We start from the raw sequence: 20,294 nt of genomic DNA, 5'->3' as shown, positions 1-20,294 counted from the left end.
CACCTCCCTCAGTCATTGTCGGCAGAAGTCTTCTCTTCGGCCCCGGCCGTCTCGGCGGCAGTCTCTTTTGCCTTGGCCTCGGTTGCCGCCGGCTCTTCAGAAGTCTCTGTCGTCTTGGTCGCTTCCGCTTCTGCCTTAGCCTTGGCCGCCTCCGCTTCTGCCTTAGCCTTGGCCGCTTCCGCCTCTGCCTTAGCCTTGGCCTTGGCCGCAAGAGCCTCTTTCATCTTCTCTGCCTTTTCCCTCTCGGCCTCGGTGAACTCCACCGTGGCCCGGGTCATTCCCTGGCAGTGATCCTTAAGAGAGCATCCGCCGCAGTCGCCCGTGTAGACACAGCCCTGGGCGGGAGCTAAGGGCTTGCCCTTGGCTTCCGCTTTCTTGCGGACGACATTCATCACAGCGACCAGGATGGAGAGGATGAAGAAGGCACCGGGAGCCAGCACAAAGATTGTGATGGGTGTGTAGCCGACCTTGCCGACATCCGCCAGGGGCAGAACCTGCATCTTAAAGAGCTGGCCTGCGCCTAAGAACTCGCGGACCAGTCCGATCGCCGTAATCGAGCAGGTAAATCCGAGTCCCATGCCAAGCCCGTCGAAGAAGGAGGGGATGACCGGGTTCTTGGAGGCATAAGACTCCGCGCGTCCCAGGATAATACAGTTGACCACGATCAGGGGGATATAGATTCCCAGCGCATCATTAATGGCCGGGGCATACCCCTGCAGAAGCATCTGCACGATTGTGACCAGGGATGCGACGATGACAATATAGGCCGGCATGCGCACACGATCCGGAATAATCTTTCTGAGTGCCGAAATAATCAGATTGGAGAAGGCGAGCACCGCTGTGGTTGAGAGTCCCATTCCGATGCCGTTGATGGCAGATGTGGTGACAGCAAGTGTCGGACACATTCCAAGCATTAATACGAAGGTGGGATTCTCCTTGTAAATACCATTGACCAATCTCTCTAATGGTTTATTCATTACTTGTCACCTCCCATCAGACTCCTGGCATAAGCCACACCCGAGTTGACGCCGATGGTCACGGCACGGGAGGTAATGGTCGCGCCGGAGATCGCCTGAATTTCATTCTCGGCAGAGGGCTTGTCTTTGACAACCTCAAGAGCCTTATCCGTCTTCTTGTCCATGAACTGATTCTTGAACTTAGGCTCCGTAGACTTCATCCCAAGGCCTGCCGTCTCGGAAATCGTCGTGATTGAGTAGCCGTTCAGCGTTCCGTCATTCTTGACTCCGACAGAGAAGGTGATGTCTCCCCCATATCCCTTGTGCGATGTCACGGTTACGACGTAGCCGATCCGATTTCCTGAGGCATCGAGAGCCTCGACCGCATTCTGAATATCATCGTCGGGGAAACCATTCTCGTGGATATAGGTTGATCCCTTGCTCTTTGCCGCGTCCACATCGGCCTCGAAGCCATCCAGCTGCTTGAAGTCAGCCGCATCTGAGAAGACTTCCTTATAAGCCTTCTTGGTCGCAGCCTCCTTGGCATTCTTGATCGGTATCTCAGTGATGTTGTTGACAAGACCGAGGGAAACACCGGAGATCAATGTGATGCCGGTCAGAATCAGAGCGTCATGCACGATACGGTTCATTGTGCGCCTCCCTTCTTCTCCTTAACCTGTCCAAATGCCATGGGAACCGTCCATCTCTCGATCAGAGGCACAAGGAGGTTGGACAGGATAATTGCATAGGATACGCCTTCCGCGCTGGATCCGTAGAAACGGAAGAGACCTGTAAAGACCCCCAGCACCAGTCCGAAGACAACCCGTCCCATGGGTGTGACGGGACTTGTGACATAGTCGGTAGCCATGAAGAAGGCTCCAAGGATGATACCGCCGCCACAGAGTTCCTCTGCCAGGAAGACAGGATCAAATCCATGCTTTCCGAACAGGAGGGCAAAAACCGAGAAGGTCGCCAGATAGACCAGAGGGATTCTCCAGTCGATGATCTTCATAAACAGGAGGAAAATAGCTCCGATCAGAAGACAGAGTGTGGAGGTCTCTCCGATCGTTCCTCCGATACGGCCCAGGAACATGGACAGGAGGTCTACACTTCCACTGCCGGATTTGATAACGGCAAGGGGCGTGGCCGATGTCTGTCCGTCGAAAGCGAACTTGGTCATATCGCCCGCGAAAGAGATCAGGAGGAAACATCTTGCGCCCAAAGCGGGATTCATGAAGTTCTGACCCAGTCCTCCGAAGACCATCTTGACGACAAAGATTGCAAAGAGGCCTCCGATGACCGCCTCAAACCACGGGAGGGTGGGCGGCAGGTTGAGGGCCAGAAGAAGACCCGTCAGAACTGCCGAATAATCTCCCGTCGTATTTTTCCTGTGGGTGATTTTGTTATAGAGCCACTCGGAAGAGACGGTTGTCAGTATGGTGATGCAGATCAGGAAAAGGGCATACCAGCCGAAGTTGTACACGCCAAAGATACTGGCCGGCATCAGGGCGAGAATTACGCACTGCATAATGGTGCGGGTGCTCATCTTATCTCTTACATGAGGAGATGAGGTCACATTCAACAGATTACTCACAATTCACCTCCTACTTGGCTGCCTCGGCCTTGGCCTTAGAGGCCGCGGCTCGCTTGTCCGCCATCACCTGCTTCTTCATCAGCCGCACGCTCTGCGCGGTGTGCCTTTTCGCGGGGCACACAAAGGAGCAGGATCCGCACTCAATGCACTCGAGACCATGCCACTGCTCGAAGAGATCCTTCTGTCCCCGGTCGTTATAATCAGCCAGGCGGCAGGGGATCAGATTCTCCGGGCAAGCCTCCACACAGCGGCCGCAATTGATGCAGGCCGAAGCCTCATAGAGGACTGAGGTCCTGGCTGTCATTGCCAGAAGGGCAGAGGTCGTCTTTGTCGTCGCCACATGGGTGTCGAACATGGCAAAGCCCATCATGGGGCCGCCCGAGATATACCTGGCGACCTCCTCCTTGGTCCCGCCGGAAGCGGCGAGAATCTCGTCCATATAGGTCCCGATGTGAATGTGATAATTCCTGGGCTCAGTCACCGCGTCACCGGATACTGTGAAAATGCGATCCATGACAGGTTTTCCGAAGCGAACCGCCTTGTATATGGCGCAGATCGTAGCGACATTGTCGACGATACATCCCGCATCCGCAGGCAGCATCTTGGAGTTGATGGCCCGGCCGGTGCAGGCATAGATAATCTGGCGCTCACCGCCCTGCGGGTATTTGGTCTTGAGGGGAACCACGCACATGCGGGGCTCATCCTTGATCATTTCCCTCAATTTTGCGATGCAGTCGGGCTTATTGTTCTCGATTCCGAAGATCCCCTTGGCCTTGCTGAAGATCCGCAGGATAATCCGCATTCCCTCGATCAGTTCCTCGGGATGATCCATCATCTGCCGGTAGTCAGAGGTGAGGAAGGGCTCGCACTCCGCACAGTTGGCAATGATCGTGTCAATTTCGTCCGGATTCTTGGGAGACATCTTCACTGCGGTCGGAAAGCCTGCGCCTCCCATACCCACAACGCCTGCCGTGCGGATCTTCTCGATAATCTCTTCCCTGCTCAGATAATCGGTTTCATCGCATTCCTGAAATTCGACTTCTTTGTACTCCTCATCATTCTCAATGATGATTGCCGTACCCGGGGATCCGGTTGCGCCCATAAGGGATTCAATTCCTTTGACTCGCCCCGATACAGAGGAGTAGATCGGAGCAGATACGAATCCTCCCGCCTCCGCGATCATCTGCCCTCGCAGCACCGTATCACCCGCAGCCACAAGAGGCTTGGCGGGAGCACCAATATGCTGGGAGAGGGGAAAAGCCAATTCCTTGCCGGGAAGCAGCTCTTTGACCGGCTGATCCTTGGAGAGCTCCTTGCCCTCGATCGGATGGACGCCGCCCTTAAATGTTTTTAAAGACATACTTAATCCTCCCATAAACTTTAAGCTATCGCTATTATAGCATTCTGTCCATTTCAGGCATCTTTCCTCAAGAAAATTTTTGTATCTTTCACAAAACAAATCCGACAAAAAGAAGAGAATTTTTGTTATATTTGACTAACTTTTCATCCTTCGACCTTACCTCTTCCGGCCTCAAGTGTTAGAATAATTCCATGAAAATCTGGACAGACTCTCTTCCCCTGGAAGGACAGACAGGGACAACCGCATACCCGGCTCTTGATTCCGGAGCCTTCCTTGTGGACATCGAGACGACCGGATTCTCTGCGGAGACCTGCTCCATCTATCTGATCGGCTGCGCCGAGCGCCGGGATGACCGCCTGATCTTAAGACAGTTTTTCGCTGAGACCCCGGATCACGAGGCTGAGATCCTGGCCGCCTTTTCTGACTATATTGCTGACAAGAAGGCCGTCATCAGTTTCAATGGCCACCGGTTCGACCTCCCCTTCCTTGCGACCCGGGCCAAGAGGCATCGTCTCTCCCTTTCCCTGGATGATCTGGCTTCCATCGATCTCTACCGGATTGCAAGGAAGTACAAGTCCCTCCTTCAACTGTCCTCCTGCAAGCAGAAGGCAATTGAAAGAGCCCTGCATATTGACCGCGAGGACCGGTGCAGCGGGGGGGAATTAATTGAAGTCTACCGGGATTATGGCCGGATGGGATCGCAAGAAGGGGAATCCCTCCTGGCCCTCCACAACCACGACGATGTCTTCGGCATGTACCCTCTTCTCTCCCTTCTCTCCTACGAGAAACTGAAAGAGGCCCATGTGGTCCTGACCGATCTTCAGTCGGATGGCCGGGACCTCCTTCTGACGGCCGAGTTGGATCTGTCTCTTCCGATCCCGGCCAGAGTCCGGTCGGCCGCCCTTAATATGCTGATGGATCAAGACCTCCTTCGCGCTCTGATTCCCCTCCGAAGGGCTTCTATGCGCTACGAGCTCGACCACCCCGAGAATTACTATTATCTTCCGGAGGAAGACATCGTGATTCCAAAAGCCCTGGGTGAGAGCATCGCCTCTTCACGCCGCCGAAGGGCTACGCCTAAGATCTGCTGTGTCAAGAAGGATGGCGTCTTCTTTCCCCTGGCCGACTTCCTCCCTAAGCCCGGGGACCTGCCTCTCTTTTATGAGACCTACCGCGGCAGACAGGCCTATTTGGAGTACCCGGACAAACGAGAAAAAGAATTCATGCAGCGATACTTAGAGTCAATCCTTCGCTCCATCGAGAATTATCGGTGGAAATGACATGATACGGACTCGAGAAATTACAGACAGTGGATCGACAGTGGATTGATAGAGGGAGAAGACCATGAAGCACTTTCTTCGAGGAGCCAGACACAACAGACAAATCTATGCCTTCGCTCTGCTCGGCATCGTCTTGATTATTTTCCCAAAACAGATCACCAATTACGCCTCCGAGCTCATCGGGGGGCTTATGTGTCTCTACGGCGCCTTTGATCTGTTCATGCATCACTTCTACAAGACCCATCACATTCACACCGGGACCTCTCTCCTCTATCTGATCCTGGGCGCAGTGATTCTCTTCCAGACCGAACAGGCCCTTGTGACCATCGGCATTACCTGGGGAATTATCTCCCTGCGCGAAGGAGCCTATGAAGTCGATGAGATTATGCACGGGAGGGAACTGACTGTCCCCCAGGCTCTGATGCTGCTCCTCTCCTTCGTCTTCGCTGTCATGCTCCTCTTCGATCCCTTTCACCACTTTGAATTTCACGTGCGCTTAGTCGGTTTTGAGATGATTTTTGACACCTTAGACTTCATGCGGGCAGAGCGGAGCCGCGACAAGAAGAGCATGTCTCTCTCCGAGGAGAAGGATTCCGGGAAAGAGGAAGTACAAAAGCGGGAAGAAGAACCGATACACTAAAAAAGACTGTGCTCCCGCATCCCTTAGCTACACCTAAATGCAACTAAGAGATGCCGAAGCCAGTCTTCTTTTCAGTCAAATATTCTTATCTGTCTCTCCTGTCAGGTCGTCGGTCGAATCACTCGGCGTCGCTGTCTGTGTACGCGGTCTCGACATCCTCATCCTGCGCAAAGCGGGAGTTGGAATCATCCAGCGCCTTCATAGAGAGGCTGATCTTGTGGTCTGCCTCGCGGAACTCGACAATAACCGCAGTAACCTCCTGGCCTACAGAGAGAATGTCCGAGGGCTTGTCTACATGTTCCTTGGAGATCTGAGATACATGAAGAAGGGCATCAATACCGGGTGCCAGCTCAATGAAGGCACCGAAATCGGTCATGCGGGCAACCTTGCCTGCGACAACCGTGCCGACTGCAAACTTCTCCGATGCACCGTTCCAGGGATTCTCGTCTGCGAACTTACGAGAGAGTGCGATCTTGGAACCGTTGATCTCCTTGACGAAGACGCGAACCTTGTCATCGACATTGAAGACCTTGCGGGGGTTCTCAACGCGGCCCCAGCTCATCTCAGAGATGTGAAGAAGTCCGTCGATTCCGCCCAGATCCACGAAAGCTCCGAAATCGGTAATGTTCTTGATGGTTCCCTCGATGACGTCGCCAACCTTGAGCTTCTCAAGGAGTTCCTTCTGAACCTCACTCTTGCGCTCTACAAGAATCATCTTGCGGTTTCCGATAATTCTTCTTCTGCGGGGATTGAACTCTGTGATCTTGAACTCGATCTCCTGTCCCAGATACTTGTTCAGGTCGCGCTCATAGCGGTCTGACACAAGGCTCGCGGGGATGAAGACTCTGGTTCCCTCGATCTCAACGGAGAGACCTCCCTTGAGAACCTGCGTTACGGGAGCTGTGAGCACTTCCTCATTCTCAAAAGCGGCCTCCAGCTTCTGGTTGCCCTTCTCCTGGAGCAGTCTCTTGTATGAGAGACTCACCTGACCCTCACCGTCGTTCACCTTGGTGACAACGGCCTCCATGGTGTCGCCAACCTTGTGCAGGGTGGTCAGATCCAGGTTGGAGTCATTGGAGTAGTCACTTCTTAAGATGACGCCATCGGACTTGTAACCGATGTTCAGGATAATCTCATCCGGCTTGACGGATAGGATCGTGCCTTCAACTACCTCTCCATTTCTGATTGTCTTAAGACTCTCTTCCAGCATTTGTTCAAAACTCATTTCTGACATTATTTTGAACCTCCTTTATAATTTTTTGTGGGGTGCTGGCCCCTGCTGTTATGCCTACATTTTGAATGGATTGTAGTACCGACACATCAAGATCATCTATAGTCTGGATAAAGTACGTTTTTTTGCATTCACGGCTGCAGATCTCATACAATTTCTGTGTATTGGAACTGCTCTTTCCTCCAATAACCAACATGACGTCTGTCTTGCGTGCGATCTCGTAAGCGTCCCGCTGACGCTCTTCCGTCGCATTGCAGATCGTATTAACAGCGGTAATATCATATCCTTTTTGTTCAAGTATTTCAACCAATTGACCAAATTTCTTGTAGTTGAATGTGGTCTGCGAGACAACCAGGACCTTGCACCGGTCCGGAATAGAGACCGCCTCGGCCTCCGCCTCTGTCATGATGACGGAATAGGGGCTCTTCTTTGGAATCCAGCCGATGATCCCCTCCACCTCCGGATGTTTCGCATTCCCGACAATCAGAATATGGTAGCCTGCCCCGGCATACTTCTCCACCAGGCGGTGGATGCGGAGAACATTGGGGCAGGTAGCGTCCACTATTCGAAATCCGCAGTCTTCCAGCTCGTGGTAGACTCCGGCTGTGATCCCATGCGAACGGATAATAACGGTGCCCGGCTCATACGCCGCAAGATCGCTCCCCTCTTCAATGACAGACACCCCCCGGTCCTCAAGTTCTCCGACCACGATCTCGTTATGAATGATGGGACCATAGGTATAGATCGGCCCCTGCTTCCTCCGGATCTCCCGGTCTACCATATCGACAGCCCTCTGCACACCGAAGCAAAATCCGGCAGACGGAGCTAAAATCACATTTTTCATCGCAGCTTTCCTCTTCTTCACCGGTCTTATATCATCCGTGGAGCTCTCTCTCCAGGCACAGGATCCGGTCGACAACCTGCTCAATGGTCATCTCCGAAGAGTCGATCCGGATTGCGTCCTCGGCCTGGATCAGGGGCGAAATCTCACGGTGCATGTCCCGGTCATCCCGGTCCTCGATATCCCTCCGGATCCGCGCGAGATCATAGGGAACTCCCTCTCTCTCATACTCCCTGGCTCTTCGTTCCGCCCGGGTCTTGACGGAGGCGGTCAGATAGATCTTAAGAGGGGCATGGGGGAGGACCGTAGTCCCGATATCCCGCCCGTCCATAACCAGGTTTTCTCTTGCGGCCAGCTCTCTCTGTAATTTCGTCAGACGGTCCCTGACAGCCGGATAGACGCTGCTGGCCGAGGCGGCGTTTCCCACCTCCTCCGTCCGGATCAGATGACTCACATCCTCTCCGTTTAGGAGGACCTCCTGCCGGCCGTCCCTGTGGCGAAGCGATACCCGACAGTCTCTGACCCCTTCTGCCACAGCGCTTTCATCCTCAAGGTTCACGCCCGACCGAAGCAGATGCAGGGCAATCGCCCGATACATGGCGCCGGTGTCGACGTAGATATAGCCCAGTTTCTCCGCCAGCTGCCTGGCAATCGTTGACTTTCCGGCTCCGGCGGGACCGTCAATCGCAATGTTCATTCCCATGGTTTTCCTCGCTCCTTTTATTTCCCGCCCGGGGCTCCCGCCATCCGGCTCTCTCCCTGTTGACTCTCCGCTGCGCTCATCCCGGCCAGATAGCCTGTCGACCAGGCCAGCTGCAGGTTGAAGCCCCCCGTCAGAGCATCCACATCAATGATCTCGCCCGCCAGATAGAGTCCCTTCACAAGTTTTGACTCCATTGTGGAGGGGTTTATCTCTCTGACACAGATCCCTCCCTGGGTGATGATGGCTTCCGAAAATGACCCGGTTCCGGTCAGGGTCAGAGGAAAATGCTTCAGGCAGTGTACGATCCGTGCCCTCTCCTCCCTGCTGATCTCGTGCATCTTGCGGTCCGGATCAATGCCGGTCCTCACGATCATAAGCGGGATCAGCTTGGATGGCAGGAGGCCGCCGAAGAGGTTCTTATAGGATTTATTGATCTTATCTCTGATCTCTCTCTGGAGTCTTAGATCCAATTCCTCCCGGGTCAGAGCAGACTTCAGGTCAATCTCCGCGCTGAGCCTTTTCTCCCTGCGAAGGCGTCTGCTTAGGATGCTTGACGCAGACAAGATCAAGGGGCCGGAGATCCCGAAGTGGGTGAAGAGCATCTCTCCGAATCCCTCATAGAGCTTCTTCCCCGTTTGCCCCAGGACGCAGAAGCTGACATTGCGCAGAGAGAGTCCCTGCAGGGTCAGCAGGTCTTTCTCTTCTACCGTCATCGGCACCAGAGCTGGGATAGGCTCCCTTAGAGAGTGGCCAAGCCCCGCGGCCATCCGGTATCCGTCTCCCGTCGCTCCCGTCGATGGATAGGATAGGCCGCCGGTCGCAAGGATGACCCCGTCTGCCCCGTATTCACGTCCGTCCTCTAAGACCAGTCCGGTCACCCTTCTTTGCGCGGGTGACTGCGTGACAAGCTCCTGCGGGGAGGACCCGGCATCTTTGCGGTCAGTCTGTCCGAAAGAGGCCGCCTCCTCACAGGTGACCAGGTCTCTGACCCTGCAGCCGAGTTCCATCTTCACCCCCCGGTCCCGGCAGAGCCTGACCAGAGTGGCCGTTACATCCGAGGCGTGGTCGGACCGGGGGAAGACACGATCCCCCCGCTCAATCTTATAAGGCATCCCTTCCCGGGCAAACAGGTCCATGACATTTTGATTGTCGAAGCCATAGAAGGCAGAATACATGAACTTGGGATTGCTGACCAGGTGGGGGAAGAACTCCTCCCGGTCACAAGCATTGGTAAAATTACACCTGCCTTTTCCCGTAATGTAAATTTTCTTGCCGAATTTCTCGTTTTTCTCAAGGATCCTAACGTTTGCCCCATGGTCAGCCGCGGCATAAGCTGCCATGAGACCGGCCGCGCCGCCGCCGATAACAATGATCTCAGACATAGTTCACCTGACCCGGATAGTCCATCCCCACGGAATCATCGGACGAGTTGATCTCATCCATCCCGTCATACGCATAGTCTCTGGCAATCTCCTCCAGGGTCTCCATCTGCCTTGCGACCTCGGTCTTCCTCTCCTGGGTCATGGCGACCAGAAGGGCGTTGATCAGACTCATGGGGGCGACAAGAGAGGGCGCAATCTCATTTAATTCCGCCTGGGCGGTCAGGTTGCAGGAAGAATAGAGATTCATGGGAGAGGTGATCCGGTCTGTCAGAGAGATCACCTTGGCCGACCGGGCATTGGCGAACTCCATCGCCTTGAGCGTCCGCATGGAATAGCGGGGGAAACTGATTCCCAGAAGACAGTCTTCGGAGCAGATATGGATCATCCGCTCATAGATCTCGGAGACATTGAGGCTGGTAATCATATGGACATGATTTCTGACCAGGCGCAGATAAGAGGCCAGATACCCGGCCAGGGGGGCGGAGGCGCCCAGACCTACGATATAGACATTCCCGGCCGACAAGAGGATCTCCACCGCCTCCTCGAAAGCATTCTGGTCTGTCTGACGCAGGGTCTCCTCCAGCTGCCGGCAGTCAGACTCCAGGACCTGTGTCAGAATCCGGGATTTGCCGGCCCGCTTGTTCTGGCTCTTGACTTCCTGACTCTTAATCAGCCGGTTCTTGACATTATCCTCCAGATCTCTCCGAAAGGCCGGATAGCCGGAATATCCCAGGGACATAGCAAATCGAACCGCAGTGGACTCAGAGACCCCGACCGTTCTGCCCAGCTGGGCCGCCGTCATAAAGACCGCCTGGTCATAATAGTCTGCAATATAATTGGCGATTTTCTTCTGCCCCTTGCTCATCCTGCTGTATTCCGCGTTGATGCGGGTCATCAGGACATTCTTAACAGCCATATCCGCTTCCTCTCTCCTCACAATAGCACTCACCTATTATAGAAAGAGGGTCTCGCTTTGTCCAACGGCATCTTCGGTTCATCTTCTTCCCTTCAAGTCTGAAATTCATCCTTCCGGCTCATTTCCCCTGCCAAGACGGCTATTTCCCCTCACAAAAAAGGAGGAGGCATCTTGCCTCCTCCGCCGTTCTCATGAAAGCACACCCTCACCCGGGTGGCAGATTACAAGATCCGGTGCCGAATATGTTCACACGGGATAAGCCCCGTTCTCGCCGTCCGCCAGATTGACATCAACCTTGGACTGCTGAGCCTGCCGGTACTTGAAGTAGTCGGTGGCCACCTGGGGGAAGAGGGCGTAGGACAGGATGTCCTCATCCTGCTGCTTGTAAGGGGCAACCGCCCTCCTCATCTCCGGCAGCTGGGGGCCAAGAAGGTCAGCCGCGCGGCAGCTGATCGCCTCGTACTTCCGGTCTCCGAGGGCCTTGTCAAGGACCTCAGGATTAAAAGGCTTCTCAGTCTTTCCATACTTGCCCAGAAGGAGGTCTTTGGTCTGGTCCGTCACGACCTTATAGCGCTCTCCCATCAGGACATTGAAGACCGCCTGGGTTCCCACGATTTGGGAAGAGGGCGTAACCAGGGGGGGCTCGCCTAGGTCTTTTCTTACACGGGGGACCTCTTCCAGGACCTCCTGCAGCTTATCCGACTTACCCTGCTCCTTGAGCTGTCCGATCAGGTTCGAGAGCATACCTCCCGGTACCTGATACATCAGAGTCTTGATGTTTACACCGAGCACCTTGGGGTCCAGACGTCCATTGTCAATATACTTCTGACGGATGGGGGCGAAGTACTCGGCGATCTCTGCCAGCTTATCCAGGTCAAGCCCTGTATCGTAGGGTGTGTCCTTGAAGGCCTCAACCATGACCTCTGTCGCGGGCTGGGATGTGCCAAGGGCGAAGGGGGAGATGGCCGTGTCGATGATATCCGCTCCGGCCTCAACCGCCTTCAGGAGGGTCATAGAGGCCACGCCGGAAGTGTAGTGGGTGTGAATCTCAATGGGCAGGTCTGTGGCGGACTTCAAGGCGGTGACAAGTTCTGTTGCGGCCTTGGGGATTAAGAGCCCGGACATATCCTTGATGCAGATGGAATTGGCTCCCATCTCCTCGATGCCCTTGGCCTTCTTCATCCAGTAATCAAGAGTATAGGCATCTCCCAGGGTATAGGAAAGGGCAACCTGTGCGTGTCCTCCCTCCTTGACCGTCGCCTTGACTGCCGTCTCCAGGTTGCGCAGGTCATTCAGGCAGTCGAAGATCCGCACCACATCAATGCCGTTTGCGATTGACTTCTGGACGAAATACTCCACAACATCATCCGCATACGGCTTGTATCCCAGGATATTTTGTCCGCGAAAGAGCATCTGCAGGGGCGTCTTCTTAAATCCGGCCTTGAGCTTCCTAAGACGATCCCAGGGGTCCTCTTTGAGGAAACGGAGGCAGGCGTCAAAGGTAGCGCCGCCCCAGCACTCCACCGCATGATAGCCGATCTGATCCATGGCGGGAACGATGGGAAGCATCTCCTCCGTTGTCATGCGGGTTGCGATCAGGGACTGGTGCGCGTCGCGCAGGACGGTCTCTGTAATCTGTAATTTCTTGTCAGCCATGTATCTCTCCTCTCAACAAGTGATACAAGTATTATTATATTCCAAAGATAGCCATGAAAACGCCTGCCGCGACAGCGGTCCCGATGACTCCGGCGACATTGGGTCCCATTGCGTGCATCAGGAGGAAGTTGGTCGGATCCGCTTCCGCTCCCACCTTCTGTGAGACACGGGCCGCCATCGGCACGGCAGAGACTCCGGCAGACCCGATCAGCGGATTGATCTTTCCGTGCGTAATGTGAGACAGGATTTTTCCGAGCATCACGCCGCCGAAGGTCCCGAAAGCAAAGGCGATCAGGCCGAGGACAACAATCTTGATCGTAGTCACATTGAGGAAGGCCTCTGCGGACGTGGACGCTCCCACAGACGTTCCCAGAAGGATGACAACAATGTACATCATGGCATTGGATGCGGTGTCCGTCAGCTGGCGAACCACGCCGGACTCTCGGAAGAGATTGCCGAGCATCAGCATGCCGACCAGGGGGGCTGTCGTGGGCAGCACCAGGCAGACCACAATCGTGACAATGATCGGGAAGAGAATCTTCTCAAGCTTTGACACAGGGCGAAGTTGGCCCATGTGAATGCTCCGCTCCTTCTCTGTCGTAAAGAGCTTCATAATGGGGGGCTGGATGATGGGAACCAGAGACATATAGGAATAAGCTGCCACTGCAATGGGCCCCATCAGGGCAGATTGTCCGAGCTTGCCTGCCAGGAAAATCGAGGTGGGCCCATCCGCGCCTCCGATGATGGAAATGGCTGCGGCCGCCTTGTCCGAGAAGCCCATAAACATGGCCAAAAAATAGGCCAGATAGATTCCGAGCTGGGCGGCGGCTCCCATCAGGAATGAAATGGGATTGGCGATCAGGGGGCCAAAATCGGTCATTGCTCCGACGCCCATGAAGATCAAGGAGGGCAGGATCGACCACTCGTCCAATTGATAGAAATAATAGAGCAGACCTCCCACGCCGTTGCTGGTATCCTCAGGACTTGCGATGATGTCAGGGTAAATATTGACTAGGAGCATGCCGAACGCGATCGGCACCAGCAAGAGGGGCTCAAAGCCCTTCTTGATCGCAAGGAAGAGGAAGACGCAGGCCACGCCGATCATGACATAGTTTCCGGGAGTGAGGCTCGCGAAAGCTGTCTGACCGAGGAGGTTTGACATCGTCTCCAAAACATAACTCATGTATTCGTTCCTCCTGGAAATGCCGCTTAATTCATTGTAGCCAGAAGATCGCCGGCCTCAACCTGCTGACCCTCCGTCACCTCGATGGATGCGACCGTTCCGTCCTCAGCGGCAACGACCGGCGTCTCCATCTTCATGACCTCAAGCGTCAGAACCGTCTCTCCCTTCTTGACGGAAGTTCCGACCGGAACATTGAGTTTAAAGACCTTGCCCGCTGCCCCCGCCTCAATACGGATAGATCCCTGTCCTAAAGGAGCGGCCTTTGCAGGAGCTGCCTCTGTCGGAGAAGATTCGGTCCGGGTACGGGGGGCGGAAGCACAACCGGCCCCCTCTTCAACCGTGACATCATAGGTGTTGCCGTTGACAGTGATGGTGTAATTCTTCATTTTGAAATCCTCCTGATTAATATCTTCTCTTAATAGAGCGAACAACGAAGTCATCGGTTGCGCTTCCTGTGGACGCCGCAATGGCTGCCGAAATCACAGCGACCAGTTCCAGGTCACCTGTGTCTTCTTCCTCATCGTCAAATTCCTCTTCCGGCTCCGGGACCGGCTTTGCGACGGCTGCGCCTGACCCGGGGATGTATTTGAAGAGACTGATCAGAACAGAGATCAGGATCAGCATGACAAAGACCGTTCCCATCCCCATGATGACATTGAGTCCGGCTTTTCCCATGGTCTCGCCCAGACTGTAGACCGGCTCAATATTAATGGAGGTCACCTCCATGGTCTTGGCCTTCATGACATAGATCAGCTTCAGGTCTCGCTTGCTGTATTTCAAGACCTGGCTTGCGGTCAGGGTCTTCCCCGACTTGTTCAGACTGAATTCCCCGTAATCCTGGAAATCTCCCGCCTGGTCGCGGTTTGCGGCCCAGTTGGCGAACATCTCCGCATAGACCGCAGCATTCTCTTCCTTGGTGTTCTTGCTGTAATAGTTCTGATACTGTTTTGCCTCATCCGAAGACAAGGACTGGAGCTGACCGGCTGTCTTCTGAATGACAGACTGAATATCCTGCTCCGAATAACCGCTATAACTGTTTTTGGAACTCCCGCAGGCGGCCAGAACAAAAACACCGATCAAGGTCAGAGCGAGAAGTCCTAGTTTCTTTCTCATAGTCTCACCTTTCTCACTTGGTACCGTGCTTCTTAAATGTGTAATCCTCCCTCTTGGTGAGGAGCATCTCAAATCCTGCGATCAGATACTTTCTCAGATCCGCAAAATCGACAATCCGATCAATATAGCCCCTTCCGCAGACAGCGCTGAGGTCTGACTGCTTGGATGCGAAGGCCCTGGCCATCTTACTCTGCTCTGCGGGATCAGCTCCGGCATACATGACCTGGGCTGCCAGCTTGGCATCCATGATCTCCACCTTGGCATCCGGCAGGGCCAGGGTCAGGTCTGCACCGATCGGCTTGGAATTCATGGCAAGATAGGCCGTGCCTACAGCTCTCTTCATGACAACATTGATCTTGGCGACCGTGGCAGACGCCAGGGCATAGGTCAAGCGGGCAACTGCCTGTCCCAGGGCCTTCTCCGCATAGATGCTGGCCTCATAGGAAGCTACATTGGTCAGACTGAGAAGCGGGATGTCGAAGGCATCGCAGAAGCGGACGAAATCCGCCGCCTTGTATGCTCCGTTGACCGTCAGCTGGTCGCCCCGGTTCCGGTCTCCTGCCGCCTGATTATTTCCGAAGACACCAACCGTAATTCCTCCGATACGAGCGAAGCCGGTGGTCATCTCTCCGGCGAAGCCGGCCCTGGTCTCGAAAAACTCATAATTGTCCGCAATCTCTGCCGCGAAGAGGCCGGCCTTCTCCCGCTTCTCATCAAGTCCCTCAGAGGCGCGGTTTAAATCATCCGCAGCCTCAGAGACCTCTCCCTCCTGCAGGTTAGACCCGGGGATCAAGCTGATCAGAGCCCGGATCCGAGCGAGAATTTCTCTCTCGTCACCGACTCCGTCCACATTGCCGGCCTCAAACTGGAAGGGGGCAGAAGCGGTGTCGAGCGTCTCTTTGCAGTTGCCCTCAATCGCATCCGCGGAATTGATAAAGAGCTTTGCGTCTGTCTCCATGAAGGTGAAATCCGAAATTGAGGTCAGAATGCTGAGTCCTCCGCCGCATGAGCCGAAGACGGCCGTCAGCTGAGGGATAATTCCTGAAGCACAAGCCGCTTTGGCATAGATGCTTCCGATCGCGTCCAGGGCGTCTACAGACTCCTGGAGGCGGATTCCGGTGGAATCAAGCAGGCCGATGACCGGCGCTCCGACCTTGACCGCCATCTCATAGGTCTGGCAGATCTTTTTGGCGTGCATCTCCCCGATCGATCCGCCCATTACCTGAGGATCCTGGCTGTACACGAAGACCAGGTTCCCGTCAATGGTTCCATGGCCGACTACAACCCCATCCGACGGGGCTTTCCGGTCCTGGGAATTGAAATCGGTGCTTCTTGAGGTCACAAGGGCTCCGACTTCCACGAAGCTGTGATCGTCAAGAAGAGATTCGATTCTTCGGAACGCAGGGCTTATTGCTGCATTACTCATGCTCATTCCTCCATAAATAATTATCTCTCCCCCGTATTTGTGTATATTTTGCACGAGGATTACGGTCTATCGGATACCTTCTTCCGAAAATAGTCCAAAAGCCAACACAATAATAGTATCTCTCTTGTCCTGAGAATTCAATGAAAATTCAGGCGGATGATCAGACCTCGACATCCAGCCGCAAGGCCTCCTCGGAGGCCTCTCTCCGGAATTCTTCAACCCTGACCGGATTCATAGCCGGCAGGTCGTCCAGGGAAGAGAGACCGAAGGACCGAAGGAACTGCTCTGTTGTCCCAAAGAGCATGGGCCTCCCGGGAGCATTCAGCCGTCCCAGTTCTTCAATCAGGTCGTATTCAATCAGCCGGCTTATGGCGTGATCCGAGGAGACCCCCCGAATCTTGTCCACCTCCGCCTTGGTCACCGGCTGCTTGTAGGCGACAATCGAGAGGGTCTCAAGCATCACATCGGTCAGGATCTGTCTCCTTGGCTGCTTGGCAATCTTAATCAGAGCATCATAGATGTCTGTGCTGGTGCACATCTGATAGGAAGACTCCAGGGAAATGATCTGCATCCCCCGGTCCTCTCTCGCATAGTCCTCCTTCATCTGCTCAAGACATCCGATCACGTCATCAAGAGGAAGATCCAGAGCTCCCGCAATGCGGGCAGGATCGACAGCATTTCCCATAGTAAAGAGAATCCCCTCGATCACCTTGTATAGATTATTTTTCTCCATGTTCTTCCTCCGCAAGCCGGGACTCGATTCGGATCTCGCCGAAGCGCTCCTCCTGGCAGACCACGATATCCCCGGCCTTCATCATCTCCAAGATAGCCAGAAAGGTAACGACGGTTTCCGTGCGACTCCCGCTCTTCCTGAGGAGACTTTCGAAAGAAAAAAATCTCCTGCTTCTGGCATAGGCTCTCAGGTTCGCAATCCGGTCATCAACTGATATCTCTTCTCTCTTGATGTTGCCGAATTTGGCCCGGATGGGATCAATCCTCCGCTCCTGCCTCCGCAAGACCTCCTGAAAGACCTCGTAGAGCCGGTTTAAGTCGACTCCGGAATCCTCAATCAAGCGGTTGGGATCCGCCGGCGGCTCATAGGCCCGGACCTCCTCCGGCATAGAGGGACTGTGGTAAAAGTGCAGCTTGGCCAGCGACTGCTGGTCTCTCAGCTGATCTGCCATGTACTTATAGAGCTTATACTCCAGGAGCTGCCGGACCAGGTCTGCCCTCGGGTCCTCCTCATCCAAATCCCCGTCCGCATCCGACTTGGGCAGAAGCATCCGGGACTTAATGGCAAGGAGGGTTGCCGCCATGACCAGAAATTCGCTGGTAACCTCCAGGGCCTCTCCCTTCATGGCTTCCATATAGTCCATGTATTGATTGGTGATTTCGACAATGGGGATATCATAGATATCGACCTTGTTTCTGTCCAACAGATGAAGGAGAAGGTCCAGGGGGCCTTCAAAGGCCTCTAATTTTACTTTGAGTTCCATAGCATCTCTGATAAAAAAACCGCTCGCTGGGCAAGTCCGGCGAGCGGGATCATCGGGTTATAAGTCACTGAGCCAGGTCAGAGGACTTCATGGAGAAGGACATCCGTCCCATCTTGTCTTTGCCCAGGCAAACCACTTCAACCAGGTCTCCCAGGGTCAGCACATCCTCGACACGGTCAATTCGCTGGTTGGCAATGCGGGAGATATGAACCATTCCCTCCTTGCCGGGAGCAAATTCGACGAAGGCGCCGAAGTCCTTGATCGAAACTACCTTGCCGGTCAGATGCTGTCCCTTCTCGAAATCCGTTATGATGATTTTGATCAGACGAACCGCCTCTTCAATCCCGGCCATATCCATGCCTGATACCGATACGGCTCCCGACTCATCGATATCGATCTTGGCCCCGGTCCGGTCGACAATCTCATTGATGGTCTTCCCTCTCTGGCCGACCACATCTCCGATCTTGGACGGGTCAATCTGGATCTGAACAATCTTGGGCGCATACTTGGACAGTTCCGGACGGGGCCGGTCAATGACCATGGACATGCAACTGTCCATAATGAAGAGACGGGCCTCATGGGTCTTGCGAATCGCTTCCTCGACGATAGGCCGGGTCAGGCCATGGATCTTGATGTCCATCTGAATTGCCGTGATGCCGTCCCTTGTTCCGGTCACCTTGAAGTCCATATCCCCGAAGAAATCTTCCAGACCCTGGATGTCCGTGAGAAGAACATAGTCATCGTCCCGATCTCCTGTCACAAGGCCGCATGAGATCCCGGCTACCATCTTCTTGATGGGAACTCCGGCAGCCATCAGGGACATGCAGGAGGCGCAGGTTGAGGCCATCGATGTAGAGCCGTTGGACTCAAATGTCTCGGATACAGCCCGGATCGCATAGGGGAATTCCTCCACAGACGGGAGCACCGGAAGAAGCGCCTTTTCTGCCAGGGCGCCGTGGCCGATCTCGCGCCGTCCCGGTCCTCTGGAGGGCTTGGTCTCTCCCACGGAGTAGGAGGGGAAGTTGTACTGGTGGATATAGCGCTTGCCCGTGATATTGGCATCCAGTCCCTCAACCCTCTGCGCCTCGGACAGGGGGGCCAGAGTAACAATATCGCAGATCTGGGTCTGTCCTCTTGTGAACATGGCAGAGCCGTGGACACGGGGAATCAGGTCCACCTCAGCTGACAGGGGCCGGATCTGATCCAGAGCCCGGCCGTCCGGCCGCTTGTGGTCTCTTAGAATCATCTTTCGAACCGTCATCTTCTGATACTGATAGACAGCGGTATCTAAGACGGACAGATAGGCCTCATTGTCTGCAAACGCCTCGGCAAGGCGGTCTGTTAGCTTCCGAATATTCTCCTCACGGGTCTTCTTGTCATCTGTGAAGACCGCCTCTTCCATCTGATCCGGCGTCACGATCTGCCTCATGTCCTCGAACATCTGCCGGTCAATCGACACATGCTCATAATCATGCTTTTCCTTGCCGACCTCCGCAACCATTTGGTCGATCAGAGCGATGATGGTCTGATTGACCTCATGGGCCTTGTAGATGGCGTCAATCATCTCCTGGTCAGAGAGCTCATTGGCTCCGGCCTCAATCATAATGACCTTGTCCCTGGTAGAGGCAACCGTCAGACGGAGGTCTCCGTTATCCCAGTCAGACTGCGAGGGGTTGATCACCAGATCACCGTTGATCATGCCCAGCTGGGTCATTGCGCAGGGACCGTCGAAGGGAATGTCTGAAATAGCGGTCGCCATGGCCGTGCCGATCATGGCAACCAGCTCGGGTCGGCAGTCAGGATCTACGGAGAGGACCAGGTTGTTTAAGGTGACATCATTGCGATAGTCCTTGGGGAAGAGGGGACGCATGGGGCGATCAATCACCCGGGCGGTCAGGACGGAATTCTCGCTGGCCTTACCCTCTCTCTTGTTGAAGCCTCCCGGGAACTTGCCGACAGAATAGTACTTCTCCTCGAATTCCACAGACAGGGGGAAGAAGTCAATCCCATCCCGCGGCTTCTCGCTTGCGGTCGCCGTGCACAAAAGCGTTGTCTCTCCATAGCGGATCAAGACGGCGCCATTGGCCTGCTTGGCGACCTTGCCCACCTCAATCTGAAGCTCTCTTTGGCCCAGTTCCATTCGAAATGTCTTCATAGTCAATTTTCTCCGTTGATACAAGGCCTATGTTCAAAAGCCATATGCCGAAAAAATAAGGCGGAGTGATTCGCACTCCGCCTAAGCAATCCTTATTTACGCAGACCCAGGCGCTCAATTAGGGAACGATATCTCTCAATATCCTTGTCCTTGAGATAGCCCAGGAGATTACGTCTCTTACCGACCATCTTCAGAAGACCGCGGTTGGAGTGGAAGTCCTTGGGGTTCTTCTTCATGTGCTCGGTCAACTCGTTGATGCGAGCCGTCAAAACGGCGATCTGAACCTCCGGTGAACCGGTGTCGTTCGCGCCCTTGGCGTACTCATTAATAATAGCTGTCTTCTTGTCCTTAGCGATCATCTT

At 54.5% G+C, this 20,294-nt stretch carries 20 protein-coding genes; 2 read left to right on the top strand and 18 right to left on the bottom strand.

Going from position 1 to position 20,294, the window contains the following annotated elements; all coding sequences use genetic code 11:
* Positions 1-8: 8 nt before the first annotated feature.
* The 4 genes from rsxE to rsxC are packed head-to-tail and all read right to left on the bottom strand — an operon-like array spanning position 9 to position 3,910.
* Entirely contained in the window at positions 9-977 is a 969-nt protein-coding gene (gene rsxE / locus ACO5R6_RS03205) for an electron transport complex subunit RsxE (RefSeq protein ID WP_485625746.1), read from the bottom strand.
* Positions 977-1,606, bottom strand: a complete 630-nt coding sequence (locus ACO5R6_RS03200) for an RnfABCDGE type electron transport complex subunit G (RefSeq protein ID WP_485625745.1) — start codon at positions 1,604-1,606, stop codon at positions 977-979. Before ACO5R6_RS03200 ends, rsxE begins: the two co-directional genes overlap by 1 nt.
* The gene (locus ACO5R6_RS03195) at positions 1,603-2,550 is read right to left on the bottom strand and encodes an RnfABCDGE type electron transport complex subunit D (RefSeq protein ID WP_485625744.1); all 948 of its coding nucleotides are present in this window, start codon (positions 2,548-2,550) and stop codon (positions 1,603-1,605) included. Before ACO5R6_RS03195 ends, ACO5R6_RS03200 begins: the two co-directional genes overlap by 4 nt.
* 10 nt (positions 2,551-2,560) lie before the next feature.
* Positions 2,561-3,910 carry an electron transport complex subunit RsxC gene (gene rsxC / locus ACO5R6_RS03190; protein ID WP_485625743.1) on the bottom strand — a complete coding sequence of 450 codons (1,350 nt, stop codon included), beginning with the start codon at positions 3,908-3,910 and terminating at the stop codon, positions 2,561-2,563.
* Between the two features lie 191 nt (positions 3,911-4,101).
* On the opposite strand from rsxC, the gene ACO5R6_RS03185 reads away from it, so the two are divergent.
* A complete protein-coding gene (locus ACO5R6_RS03185) occupies positions 4,102-5,190 on the top strand; it encodes a ribonuclease H-like domain-containing protein (protein ID WP_485625742.1) in 1,089 nt (362 codons plus the stop codon).
* 64 nt (positions 5,191-5,254) lie between these two features.
* On the top strand, positions 5,255-5,830 hold the full coding sequence (locus tag ACO5R6_RS03180; protein ID WP_485625741.1) for a DUF308 domain-containing protein: 576 nt from the start codon (positions 5,255-5,257) through the stop codon (positions 5,828-5,830).
* Between the two features lie 118 nt (positions 5,831-5,948).
* On the opposite strand, the gene rpsA is transcribed toward ACO5R6_RS03180, so the two are convergent.
* The 14 genes from rpsA to rpsO form a co-directional block, all read right to left on the bottom strand.
* On the bottom strand, positions 5,949-7,064 hold the full coding sequence (rpsA, locus tag ACO5R6_RS03175; protein ID WP_485625740.1) for a 30S ribosomal protein S1: 1,116 nt from the start codon (positions 7,062-7,064) through the stop codon (positions 5,949-5,951).
* Complete coding sequence (ispH, locus tag ACO5R6_RS03170) at positions 7,045-7,905, bottom strand: 4-hydroxy-3-methylbut-2-enyl diphosphate reductase (RefSeq protein WP_485625739.1); 861 nt, start codon at positions 7,903-7,905, stop codon at positions 7,045-7,047. The genes rpsA and ispH overlap by 20 nt, the downstream gene beginning before the upstream one ends.
* Positions 7,906-7,936: 31 nt before the next feature.
* Positions 7,937-8,605: a (d)CMP kinase gene (cmk, locus tag ACO5R6_RS03165; protein ID WP_485625738.1), complete on the bottom strand. Its 669-nt coding sequence runs from the start codon at positions 8,603-8,605 to the stop codon at positions 7,937-7,939.
* 17 nt (positions 8,606-8,622) lie between these two features.
* Positions 8,623-9,987, bottom strand: a complete 1,365-nt coding sequence (locus tag ACO5R6_RS03160; protein WP_485625737.1) for a BaiN/RdsA family NAD(P)/FAD-dependent oxidoreductase — start codon at positions 9,985-9,987, stop codon at positions 8,623-8,625.
* Positions 9,980-10,903 carry a MurR/RpiR family transcriptional regulator gene (locus ACO5R6_RS03155; protein ID WP_485625736.1) on the bottom strand — a complete coding sequence of 308 codons (924 nt, stop codon included), beginning with the start codon at positions 10,901-10,903 and terminating at the stop codon, positions 9,980-9,982. Before ACO5R6_RS03155 ends, ACO5R6_RS03160 begins: the two co-directional genes overlap by 8 nt.
* 246 nt (positions 10,904-11,149) lie before the next feature.
* Positions 11,150-12,559 (bottom strand): oxaloacetate decarboxylase subunit alpha, encoded by a 1,410-nt coding sequence (locus ACO5R6_RS03150; RefSeq protein ID WP_485625735.1) that lies wholly within the window; start codon positions 12,557-12,559, stop codon positions 11,150-11,152.
* A gap of 34 nt (positions 12,560-12,593) precedes the next feature.
* Positions 12,594-13,742: a sodium ion-translocating decarboxylase subunit beta gene (locus tag ACO5R6_RS03145; RefSeq protein WP_485625734.1), complete on the bottom strand. Its 1,149-nt coding sequence runs from the start codon at positions 13,740-13,742 to the stop codon at positions 12,594-12,596.
* Between the two features lie 26 nt (positions 13,743-13,768).
* Positions 13,769-14,128 (bottom strand): biotin/lipoyl-containing protein, encoded by a 360-nt coding sequence (locus ACO5R6_RS03140; RefSeq protein WP_485625733.1) that lies wholly within the window; start codon positions 14,126-14,128, stop codon positions 13,769-13,771.
* Positions 14,129-14,144: 16 nt separating this feature from the next.
* Positions 14,145-14,855 (bottom strand): OadG family protein, encoded by a 711-nt coding sequence (locus ACO5R6_RS03135; protein WP_485625732.1) that lies wholly within the window; start codon positions 14,853-14,855, stop codon positions 14,145-14,147.
* A gap of 13 nt (positions 14,856-14,868) precedes the next feature.
* Positions 14,869-16,281 (bottom strand): carboxyl transferase domain-containing protein, encoded by a 1,413-nt coding sequence (locus ACO5R6_RS03130; protein WP_485625731.1) that lies wholly within the window; start codon positions 16,279-16,281, stop codon positions 14,869-14,871.
* Positions 16,282-16,441: 160 nt separating this feature from the next.
* Complete coding sequence (gene scpB / locus ACO5R6_RS03125) at positions 16,442-17,014, bottom strand: SMC-Scp complex subunit ScpB (protein WP_485625730.1); 573 nt, start codon at positions 17,012-17,014, stop codon at positions 16,442-16,444.
* Positions 17,001-17,777, bottom strand: a complete 777-nt coding sequence (locus ACO5R6_RS03120) for a segregation and condensation protein A (protein WP_485625729.1) — start codon at positions 17,775-17,777, stop codon at positions 17,001-17,003. The genes scpB and ACO5R6_RS03120 overlap by 14 nt, the downstream gene beginning before the upstream one ends.
* A gap of 64 nt (positions 17,778-17,841) precedes the next feature.
* On the bottom strand, positions 17,842-19,932 hold the full coding sequence (locus ACO5R6_RS03115) for a polyribonucleotide nucleotidyltransferase (protein WP_485625728.1): 2,091 nt from the start codon (positions 19,930-19,932) through the stop codon (positions 17,842-17,844).
* A gap of 92 nt (positions 19,933-20,024) precedes the next feature.
* Positions 20,025-20,291, bottom strand: a complete 267-nt coding sequence (gene rpsO, locus ACO5R6_RS03110) for a 30S ribosomal protein S15 (protein WP_006906262.1) — start codon at positions 20,289-20,291, stop codon at positions 20,025-20,027.
* Between the last annotated feature and the right edge of the window lie 3 nt (positions 20,292-20,294).

Source organism: Shuttleworthella sp. (assembly GCF_057251025.1).
Note: the sequence above shows the minus strand (reverse complement) of the source record. Positions and strands in the feature narration are given on the sequence as shown.